Genomic DNA, 8,687 nt, shown 5'->3' on the forward strand with positions numbered 1-8,687 from the left:
GGGGGTGGGGGGGGGAGAGGACGGTGGGGGGGTGTGTTGGGGGGAGGTTTGTTTTGGTAGGGTTGGCTTCCCCCCCGAAGCAGGCGCCGCAACCCTCAATGATTGACGGTATGCGCCAGCATCACCGACAACTGGCACAGCGGCCGGCCACTCTCTTCATGCCACTGGTTGAACGCCTGCTGCACCAGCGCCAGGTCGCGCTGGCTGGTGGGCGGCTTGTCGATCACCTTCTGCGCGATCAATGCCGCGGCCATGTCCTCGGTGGGGATGAAGGTATCCTTGCCGACCATGCGCAGGAAGCGCGGCGCCGACAACCCACCCAGCTGGTTGCCATGCTTGGCCAGGTACTTCCACAGCCCGACGATATCGGTCTCGGGCCAGTCGGCGATGAAGGCACCGAAACTACCCTTCTCCTTCGCTACATCGAGGATCATCTGCGCATTGCGCGGCACGCTCTTGAGCTTGCCCAGGTGGCGGATGATGCGCTCGTCCTGCATCAGGCGCTCCAGGTGCTCGGCGCCCATGAGCACCACTTTCTCGGGGTCGAAACCGAAGAACACCTGCTCGAACGCTGGCCATTTGGCGTCCACCAGGCTGTGCTTGAGCCCGGCGCGGAACACGCGCAGGGCCAGGGTCGACAGGTAGCGGTCGTCAGTGATGTCGCGCAGTTGCGCCGACGTGCGCGGTTGCGGCAGGAAGGCTTCGAGCGCTTTGGACGAGCCGAAGCGATTGAGGCAGTACTCGTGCAGCCACTGGTAATCGCGCATGGGTTCAGATGTTCAGCACGTCGAGGAAGCGCGGAGTGGCGCTCTCGTCGATTTTCAGGCTGGTGAAGTCGAACAGGTTGCGGTCGGCCAGTTGCGACGGCGCGACGTTCTGCAGGGCGCGGAAGATGCTCTCGGTACGGCCCGGATGCTTGCGCTCCCACTCCACCAGCATGTCCTTGACCACCTGGCGCTGCAGGTTCTCCTGCGAACCGCACAGGTTGCACGGGATGATCGGGAATTCCTTCATGTCCGAATAAGCCTGGATATCCCTCTCGCTGCAGTAGGCCAGCGGACGGATCACCACGTTGCGGCCGTCGTCGGCGCGCAGCTTGGGCGGCATGCCCTTGAGCGCGCCATTGAAGAACATGTTGAGGAAGAAGGTCTCGACGATGTCGTCGCGGTGATGACCGAGCGCCATCTTGGTCGCACCGATCTCGTCGGCGAAGGTGTACAGCGTGCCACGGCGCAGGCGCGAGCACAGCGAACAGGTGGTCTTGCCTTCGGGGATCAGTTCCTTGACCACCGAGTAGGTGTCCTTCTCGACGATGTGGTACTCGACGCCGAGGGTCTTCAGGTAGGCAGGCAGCACATGCTCGGGGAAGCCTGGCTGCTTCTGGTCCATGTTCACCGCGACGATCTGGAACGAAATCGGCGCCACCTTCTGCAGGTGCAGCAGAACATCGAGCATGGTGTAGCTGTCCTTGCCGCCGGACAGGCAGACCATGACCTTGTCGCCATCCTCGATCATGTTGTAGTCGGTGATGGCTTCGCCGGCGAGACGACGCAGGCGTTTTTGCAGTTTGTTCTGGTTGACCGAGAGGGTGCCCATAGCGCTTGGATCCGCGAGGTGTGACAAAAGCCGGCTATTTTACGCACAAACCGAGCACAGGCGTAGGCCATTCCGATAAAGAATCAACAGCGCCGCCGACAGCGCGATTTGCTCTAAAAAGCCGCGTTTATGCCGGGTTCTGCTTCCTATACTGCGACATAAGGCCATATTACCGCTTGATCGGTTGCCTGGCCTCGAGCCACAGGCGCTCCGCTTGGGGGGCGTTTGGCAACGACGATAGGAGTGACCGGCATGATCCATCACGTTCTGGGGCTGTTTACCCATCCCGACCAGGAATGGCGGGAGATTCGTGGCGAAGAAGAAAGCATCAGCCACATGTACCTGACCCACACCCTGATCCTGGCGGCGATTCCGGCGGTGTCCGCCTTTATCGGCACCACTCAGGTCGGCTGGGTGATCGGTGACCGACCACCGGTGATGCTGACCATGGAAAGCGCGCTATGGATGAGCGTCATGTCCTACCTGGCAATGCTTGCCGGGGTGGCGGTGATGGGGGCCTTCATCCACTGGATGGCGCGCACCTACGATGCCAACCCCTCTATGGCGCAATGCATCGCCTTTGCCACCTACACCGCCACGCCACTGTTCCTCGGCGGCCTGGCGGCGCTCTACCCCCACCTGTGGCTGGGCATGCTGCTGGGGACAGCGGCCATCTGCTACACGGTCTACTTGCTGTATGTCGGGCTACCGACCTTCATGAACATCCCCACTGACGAGGGCTTCCTGTTCTCCAGCTCCGTGCTGGCGGTGGGCCTGGTGGTGCTGGTGGCGATCATGGCCGCCACCGTGATCATCTGGGGGCTTGGCGTGGGGCCGGTCTACACCAATTAGAAACACCAACACTGGGGCGTCGGGCCAGGGGCCGCCGTTTTGGCGGCCTCTGGCTTCGTGCTGACCGGCGGCTCGGCAAGCGTGCAGGGCTTGCGGCATAATGGCGCGTCAGGAGAATCATCCCGCCATGCCCGAGCAACTCAAGCAACGCGTCGAAACCTGTTACCAGCAAGCCGAAACCTTCTTCAAACGCCCCTTCCCCCGCCCGGAAGTCAGCTTCAAACTGCGCGGCCAGAAGGCCGGTGTCGCCCATCTGCACGAGAACCTGCTGCGCTTCAACCTGCAGCTGTACCGCGAGAACCAGGATGATTTCCTGCGCCAGACCGTGGCCCATGAAGTCGCCCACCTGATCGCCCACCAACTGTTCGGCGACCGCATCCAGGCCCATGGCGAGGAGTGGCAACTGATCATGCGCGGGGTGTACGAACTGCCGCCCAACCGCTGCCACAACTATGAGGTGCAGCGCCGTGTGGCAACCCGCTACATCTACCGCTGCCCATGCCCGGACAGCGACTTCCCCTTCAGCGCACAGCGACACAAGCTGGTGCGCCAGGGCCGGCGCTATCTGTGCCGGCGCTGCCGGGAGATTCTGGTGTACAGCGGCGAGACACGCGTCGAATGAACCAACGCATTCGCGGGCAAGCCCGCTCCCACAGGGCTGCGGGAGCGGCGGTTCGCCGCTGCGACTTGCCCGCGAAAGGGCCAGTCTGATCACCGCAAGAACCGAGCATGAAAAAAGGCGACCCGAAGGTCGCCTTTTTCGCATCACTACAACCGCTATCAGCGAGTAGCCGGGCCTTCAGCAACGCCCAGGTCGTCGGTCGGACGGGTTTCGACCAGCGGCGCACCGCCGGAAGCCAGTTCCGATTGCAGCTTGTCGGTGTCCAGTTCCTTCACCCACTTGGCCACGACCACGGTGGCAACGGCGTTGCCGATCAGGTTGGTCAGGGCGCGGGCTTCGGACATGAAGCGGTCGATACCCAGGATCAGCGCAAGGCCGGCAACTGGCAGGTGGCCAACGGCGGACAGGGTGGCGGCCAGGACGATGAAGCCCGAACCGGTAACGCCAGCAGCACCTTTGGACGCGACCAGCAGCACCAGCAGCAGGGTGATCTGGTGAGTGATGTCCATGGGGGTATCGGTGGCCTGGGCGATGAACACCGCAGCCATGGTCAGGTAGATCGAGGTGCCGTCCAGGTTGAACGAGTAGCCGGTCGGGATCACCAGGCCAACCACGGATTTCTTCGCGCCCAGGCGCTCCATCTTGGTCAGCATGCGTGGCAGGGCCGATTCCGAGGAGGAAGTACCCAGTACGATCAGCAGTTCTTCACGGATGTAGCGGATCAGCTTGAGGACGCTGAAACCGTGGGCGCGGCAGATACCGCCGAGGACGATCAGGATGAACGCCAGGCAGGTGATGTAGAAGCAGGCCATCAGGTAGCCCAGCTGCACCAGCGAACCCACGCCGTACTGGCCGATGGTGAAGGCCATGGCACCGAAGGCACCGACCGGCGCCAGCTTCATGATCATGTTGATGATGTTGAACATGACATGGGCGAAGCGGTCGATCAGCTCGAGCACTGGCTTGCCGTAGCTGCCCAGGCGATGCAGGGCGAAGCCGAACAGCACCGAGAACATCAGCACCTGGAGGATGTCGCCGTTGGCGAAGGCACCGACCACGGTGTTAGGGATGACGTTGAGCAGGAAGCCAACGGTGGTCTGCTGCGCACCGGCGGCGGCGTAGGCTGCGACGCTGCTGGCGTTCAGGGTGCTGACGTCGACGTGCATGCCAGCGCCAGGCTGAACCACGTTGACGACGACCAGGCCGATGATCAGGGCGATGGTGGAGACGATCTCGAAGTACAGGAGTGCATAGCCGCCGGTCTTGCCGACCGACTTCATGCTCTGCATGCCGGCGATGCCGCTGACCACGGTGCAGAAGATGATCGGGGCGATGACCATCTTGATCAGTTTGACGAAGCCGTCACCCAGGGGTTTGAGGGCGACACCGGTTTCGGGGTAGTAGTGGCCGAGCAGAATACCGATGGTGATTGCAACGATCACCTGGACATACAGGGACTTGTACAGCGGCTGACGTTTCGTCATGGCTTAATTATCCTCAAGTGTGCCGTTTCACCCTTCCCAGGGCGAGGCACCTAAAGCGCGAACCCTCCTGCACCTGGAGGGATTTGTCGTTGTGTTCGAGCTGCCTGAGCAGGCCTCTGCCAGATCATTAGCAAGGGTGATGCCAAAATGCCCGGATTGGGTGCAAGGCCAGTGTTTTCGGGAAATTTCTGCCCAAGGACAGGGCGAATCGACAGGGGTGGGTTGGCGGATTTCCGCCCGGTGGCGAAATTCGTACAAGGCCGATGGCGGGAATCCGCCCGATGCGGGGCATGATGCAGGAAAGCCTCACCTGCGGGAGCTAGCCTGCCCGCAAGCTCACTCCAGGCTGAACACGATCCTGAATGCCGCCCCGCCCAGGGGCGAATCATCCAGCGTAAGCCGGGCATCGAAGCTGTCGATGATGTCCTTGACCACCGCAAGCCCGATCCCCTGCCCCGGATGCTGCCGGTCCAGGCGCTCGCCGCGCTGCAGGATACGTTCGCGCTGGCCTGCGGGCACACCCGGACCATCATCCTCCACGCACAACACCTGCTGCCCGGGCAGCGCCTCCAGGCTCACCCGCACCTGCCCCAGGCACAGCCGATAGGCGTTCTCCAGCAGGTTGCCGAGCAGCTCGAGCAAGGCACCCTCTTCGATCGGCACCCAGGCTTGCGCGGGAACACTCAGGGTGACGGTGACACGCTTGTCGCGATAGACCTTGTCCAGCGTGTTGCAAAGGCTGTCGAGCACCGGCGCAAGGCGTACCTTGTGCCGCACCAGGCCGCTCTTGCGCAGACTGGCGCGTTGCAGCTGGTAGTCGATCTGCTGGCTCATGCGCTCGATCTGGCTTTGCAGCACCCGCGCCTGTTCGCGTTCGCCGCTGCGCTGGCCCATGCTTTCGCCAACCCCCTGCAGCACCGCCAGCGGGGTCTTGAGGCTGTGTGCCAGGTCATCCAGCGAGTCGCGATAACGCTGACGTTGCTCGCGCTCGCTGTGCAGCAGGCGGTTCAGCGAGCCGGTCAGGCGCAGCAGTTCGCGCGGGTGCTCACGGCTCAGCCCCTCACGGGCGCCGCTCTCCACTTCATCCAGTTCGTGACTCAACCGGCGCAACGACCGCAGCCCCCAGGTCAGACCAGCCCAGAGCAGCACCATCAATGCCAGCAGGGCCGCGCCAAAGCCCAGGTAGAGTTTCTCGCGCAGGCCGTCGAGGGTGTGCTGGTACTCGCGCACCGGCTGCAGGGCAACGGTGCTGAAGGCTGCGCTCTTGCCACCGAGCAGCTTGACCTCGACGTCATAGACGAAGAACTCGTCACCGTCGTCCTGGCGGATTCGCGCGAATTCGCTGCCGCGACCGTCATAGCGGGGTTGATAGTTGATGTGCTTGTCGGCGGTGGCGCGTGAACGCCAGACCAGCCGGCCCTCGCGGTCAAAGATGTAGCCAAGCAGGCCCATGTTGGGCAGGTTGTAGCGCTCGTCGGGCAGCAGCTCGGGCATCTGCAGATGCCCATGCTCGATGCGCGCCGCCGAGATCATGGTGGTGACATCCGAGGCCAGGCGCTGCTCGATCGACTCCTGCAGGGCCAGGCTGAAGGCCTTCTGCAGCGCCGGCAGCAGCGCCAGCATGAACAGCAGGGCCAGCAGCGCTGCGGCCAGCATCAGGCGCAGGCGCAGCGAACGGATCATCGGCAGCGCTCGGTGAACAGGTAGCCCAGGCCGCGCACGGTGTCGATGGGTTTGAAGCCGTTGTCGCCCTCGAGCTTGCGGCGCAAACGGCCGACCAATACCTCGATGACGTTGGGATCGCGCTCCTCGTCGTCCGGGTAGAGCTGCTCCATCAGACGGTCCTTGGCCACCACCTGCTGGTGATGGCGCATGAGGTATTCGAGGATCCGGTATTCATAGGCGGTCAGCGCCAAGGGCTGCTCGTCCAGTGTCGCCTGCTTGCGATTGAGGTCCAGCACCAGCGGGCCGGCAGCGATGGTCGACTGGGTAAAGCCACTGGAGCGACGCAGCAACGCGTTCAGGCGCGCCTCCAGCTCTTCGAACTGGAAAGGCTTGACCACATAGTCGTCGGCACCGGCGGCCAGGCCTTCGACCTTGTCCTGCCAGTTACCGCGGGCGGTGAGAATCAGAATGGGGAACGTCTTGTCCTGGCTGCGCAACTGGCGGATCAGGTCCAGCCCGCTCATGCCCGGCAAGCCCAGGTCGATCACGGCGAGGTCATGGTTGTACTGCTCGGCCTGGTAGAGCGCCTCTTCGGCATCGCCCACCGCCTGCACCACATGCCCGGTCTCGCCCAGACGTGTATACAGATGATGGCGCAGCAGCGCCTCGTCCTCGACCACCAGCAATTTCATGCCGCATCTCCTTTGTCTATATCTCCCGGACCGCCGAGCGGTCAGGGCCGGCACAGCATAACAGCGAACCGGCACGGGAAACCCCTGCCGGTTCGATGAGCCTCGGCCTTAGAACTTGTAGCTGGCGGCGAGGTAGGTCTGGGCGCTGCTGGTCAGGCGCAGGGTGCCGTCCTTCGGACCACCGTGCGGCGACAGCTCGGTGGCGGCATTGCTGCGCAGGTAACGGTAGCCTAGTTCCACCGAGGTGTTGTCGGTGACCTGCTGCAGCACGCCGGCTTGCAGGCCGACCGCGTAGCCGTAGTCAGTATCGCGGCTGTAGCCAGACGAAGTCTGGGTCAGCTTGGTCATGCCCAGGCTGCCGCCGCCGAAGAGCTTGGTGGTGTCGGTGATCGGCAGGAACACATCGTAGCTGCCGAGCAGGTTTTCCTGGCGCAACTTGACGCCGCTGTGATCACCCGAAACGTTGTCGTAGGTCAGGTAGTAGCGACCTTGATCGTTGATCTGGCCGACACGCAGGCCCCAGGTGCTGTCCTTGCCGATGATGCCGTCGGCGTTGAGGTTATCGGTGTTGCGCTGCAGCAGGCCGGACTTGCGGACTTTGTCGCTGGTCTGACCGTAGGTCAGGCTGGCGAAGGTGTCGTCGGCCTGGGCGGTGGCGGCAACGCCAGCGGCGCAAACAGCCATGGCGACCATCAGGGTGTTGAGTGCTTTCATGCTTTGTTACTCCAGTTAGGTGCGCTGTTTCGGTCTGGGGACTAGAGTAAGCAGGGCGCCCTGAACCGCTCCTGAACCCCGGCTGAACCTTGGCTGAACGAACCCGATACGGCTGCATCTTTCCTGGAGACCCCCTCATGCGTTCACTGCTTGCCCTGGCCCTGATGTGCAGCGCCGCCTTCGCCCAGGCGGCGGTACAGACCCGCGAGATCCGCTACCAGGACGCCGACGGCACTGCGCTGATCGGCTACTACGCCTATGACGACGCCATCGAGGGCAAGCGCCCCGGTGTCGTCGTGGTGCATGAATGGTGGGGGCTGAACGACTACGCCAAGCGCCGCGCCCGCGACCTCGCGGCGCTGGGCTACAACGCACTGGCCATCGACATGTATGGCGACGGCAAGCACACCGAGCACCCGCAGGACGCCCAGGCATTCATGGCCGCCGCGCTGAAGGATCCAGCGGCAGCGGCGCGACGCTTCGACGCCGGGCTCGAGCTGCTCAAGCTGCAACCCAACACCAACAAGCACCAGTTGGGCGCCGTCGGCTACTGCTTCGGTGGCAAGGTGGTACTCGACGCCGCACGCCGGGGCGAGAAGCTCGATGGCGTAGTGAGTTTCCATGGCGCGCTGGTCACCCAGACCCCGGCCAAGCCCGGAGTGGTGAGGGCGAAGATCCTGGTCGAACATGGCGAGGCCGACAGCATGGTCACGCCCGAACAGGTCGAGGCCTTCAAGAAGGAGATGAAGGATGCCGGAGCAGACATGCAGTTCGTCGGCATTCCCGGGGCCAAGCATGGCTTTACCAACCCCGATGCGGACCGCTTGAGCCATGGCGCGCATGGCGGGCCGGATATCGGCTATGACAAGGCGGCAGATGAAAGCTCCTGGAAGGACATGCAGGCGTTCTTCAAGCAGGCGCTCAAGTAAGGGCCCAAGCCCCCGCGAATTCTCTGCGTACTTGTAGGAGCGGGCTTGTCCCGCGATCGGGCGCGCAGCGGCCGTGCAACCAGGCGACCGAAGTCTTCCTGAAAAACCTCTGTGTCAGTTTTACGGCCGCTGC

Annotated in this window: 9 protein-coding genes; 3 read left to right on the forward strand and 6 right to left on the reverse strand. The window is 63.3% G+C overall.

Going from position 1 to position 8,687, the window contains the following annotated elements; genetic code table 11:
- Nucleotides 1-95: 95 nt before the first annotated feature.
- Together ACPZMI_RS06470 and ttcA are read right to left on the reverse strand one after the other, a co-directional pair.
- Complete coding sequence (locus ACPZMI_RS06470) at nt 96-767, reverse strand: DNA-3-methyladenine glycosylase I (RefSeq protein ID WP_288377772.1); 672 nt, start codon at nt 765-767, stop codon at nt 96-98.
- Between the two features lie 4 nt (nt 768-771).
- Entirely contained in the window at nt 772-1,596 is an 825-nt protein-coding gene (gene ttcA, locus ACPZMI_RS06475; protein WP_426351892.1) for a tRNA 2-thiocytidine(32) synthetase TtcA, read from the reverse strand.
- Between the two features lie 252 nt (nt 1,597-1,848).
- Between ttcA and ACPZMI_RS06480 the strand changes: the two genes are divergently transcribed.
- Nucleotides 1,849-2,448: a Yip1 family protein gene (locus tag ACPZMI_RS06480; protein ID WP_054892910.1), complete on the forward strand. Its 600-nt coding sequence runs from the start codon at nt 1,849-1,851 to the stop codon at nt 2,446-2,448.
- A 100-nt stretch (nt 2,449-2,548) separates the two neighbouring features.
- Entirely contained in the window at nt 2,549-3,070 is a 522-nt protein-coding gene (locus ACPZMI_RS06485) for a SprT family zinc-dependent metalloprotease (protein WP_272979761.1), read from the forward strand.
- A 158-nt stretch (nt 3,071-3,228) separates the two neighbouring features.
- On the opposite strand, the gene ACPZMI_RS06490 is transcribed toward ACPZMI_RS06485, so the two are convergent.
- The 4 genes from ACPZMI_RS06490 to ACPZMI_RS06505 all read right to left on the reverse strand — a co-directional run bounded on the left by ACPZMI_RS06490 (nt 3,229) and on the right by ACPZMI_RS06505 (nt 7,625).
- The gene (locus ACPZMI_RS06490) at nt 3,229-4,554 is read right to left on the reverse strand and encodes a dicarboxylate/amino acid:cation symporter (protein WP_186666971.1); all 1,326 of its coding nucleotides are present in this window, start codon (nt 4,552-4,554) and stop codon (nt 3,229-3,231) included.
- Between the two features lie 336 nt (nt 4,555-4,890).
- Nucleotides 4,891-6,237: an ATP-binding protein gene (locus ACPZMI_RS06495; RefSeq protein WP_426351893.1), complete on the reverse strand. Its 1,347-nt coding sequence runs from the start codon at nt 6,235-6,237 to the stop codon at nt 4,891-4,893.
- Nucleotides 6,234-6,911: a response regulator gene (locus ACPZMI_RS06500; protein ID WP_054892914.1), complete on the reverse strand. Its 678-nt coding sequence runs from the start codon at nt 6,909-6,911 to the stop codon at nt 6,234-6,236. Before ACPZMI_RS06500 ends, ACPZMI_RS06495 begins: the two co-directional genes overlap by 4 nt.
- A gap of 108 nt (nt 6,912-7,019) precedes the next feature.
- A complete protein-coding gene (locus ACPZMI_RS06505) occupies nt 7,020-7,625 on the reverse strand; it encodes an outer membrane protein (protein WP_426351894.1) in 606 nt (201 codons plus the stop codon).
- Between the two features lie 137 nt (nt 7,626-7,762).
- Here ACPZMI_RS06505 and ACPZMI_RS06510 point away from each other — a divergent pair, with 137 nt between their 5' ends.
- Complete coding sequence (locus ACPZMI_RS06510) at nt 7,763-8,554, forward strand: dienelactone hydrolase family protein (protein WP_426351895.1); 792 nt, start codon at nt 7,763-7,765, stop codon at nt 8,552-8,554.
- Nucleotides 8,555-8,687 lie beyond the last annotated feature (133 nt).

It is taken from the genome of Pseudomonas wayambapalatensis (assembly GCF_049942315.1).
Lineage (GTDB): Bacteria > Pseudomonadota > Gammaproteobacteria > Pseudomonadales > Pseudomonadaceae > Aquipseudomonas > Aquipseudomonas wayambapalatensis.